We start from the raw sequence: 591 nt of genomic DNA, 5'->3' as shown, positions 1-591 counted from the left end.
TTTTGGAGAGAAGGTTGATGTGGATGAGAAAAGTTACAAGACCCTGCTTGCAAAGCCGCCCGAAGGAATCGGCAGTTGGCCGTTGGTTTTAATCATCGAATTTAAAGATGCCGTTTACGAGGCAAACATTGCCTTGAATCGTTCGAGGTCTGCCAAAGGCTGGCAGCAAACGTTTGCTGAAAAAGCGGAAAAAGTATGCGGTTTTTACCGACTCCAAAACGAAATAGAAAAAAGGAAGCACCAATGCTGATTAACAAGAAAAATCCCGTCAGTACGGTAAAGATACCTTCCATTGTAGTTCCGGCAGAGGAAGATTATCCACATTACCGGCTGATACCGGTGCAGACGGAGGCAGGCAACGATATGTGCCTGCTTTTTTATGTCAATGAAGAATGCTATCTGATGCTCGAACCACGCATCAAACGCTATTTGGCACTCAGAAAACTGGAACAGTTGACCGAAACTGCGCCGTTTAAAGTATTCGAAGTGATGCGGGAGGCAGAATGAGTAAAACCTACACCGTAGAAGAGGCAGCAGAATACTGCAAATGCCACGCCGAAACTATCCGACAATACATCCGTAAAGGGATGC

General features: G+C 45.7%; 3 protein-coding genes. All 3 read left to right on the top strand.

All coding sequences use genetic code 11. The features are described from left to right. On the top strand, positions 1-250 hold a 250-nt coding region (locus NSCA4_RS15840; protein ID WP_016688149.1), incomplete at its 5' end, for a hypothetical protein. After that, on the top strand, positions 244-507 hold the full coding sequence (locus NSCA4_RS0110890; RefSeq protein WP_016688148.1) for a hypothetical protein: 264 nt from the start codon (positions 244-246) through the stop codon (positions 505-507). The genes NSCA4_RS15840 and NSCA4_RS0110890, both read left to right, overlap by 7 nt. Beyond that, positions 504-591, top strand: an 88-nt coding sequence (locus tag NSCA4_RS15305) for a helix-turn-helix domain-containing protein (RefSeq protein WP_141565476.1), incomplete at its 3' end; no start/stop codon positions are given. The genes NSCA4_RS0110890 and NSCA4_RS15305, both read left to right, overlap by 4 nt.

It is taken from the genome of Neisseria sicca 4320 (genome assembly GCF_000193735.1).
GTDB lineage: Bacteria > Pseudomonadota > Gammaproteobacteria > Burkholderiales > Neisseriaceae > Neisseria > Neisseria sicca_E.
This window is presented reverse-complemented; position numbering and strand designations above follow the sequence as displayed.

Bases quoted from the DNA above. Each gene is read 5' to 3' on its own strand.
- NSCA4_RS0110890 (WP_016688148.1), top strand. From the start codon at position 244: ATGCTGATTAACAAGAAAAATCCCGTCAGTACGGTAAAGATACCTTCC.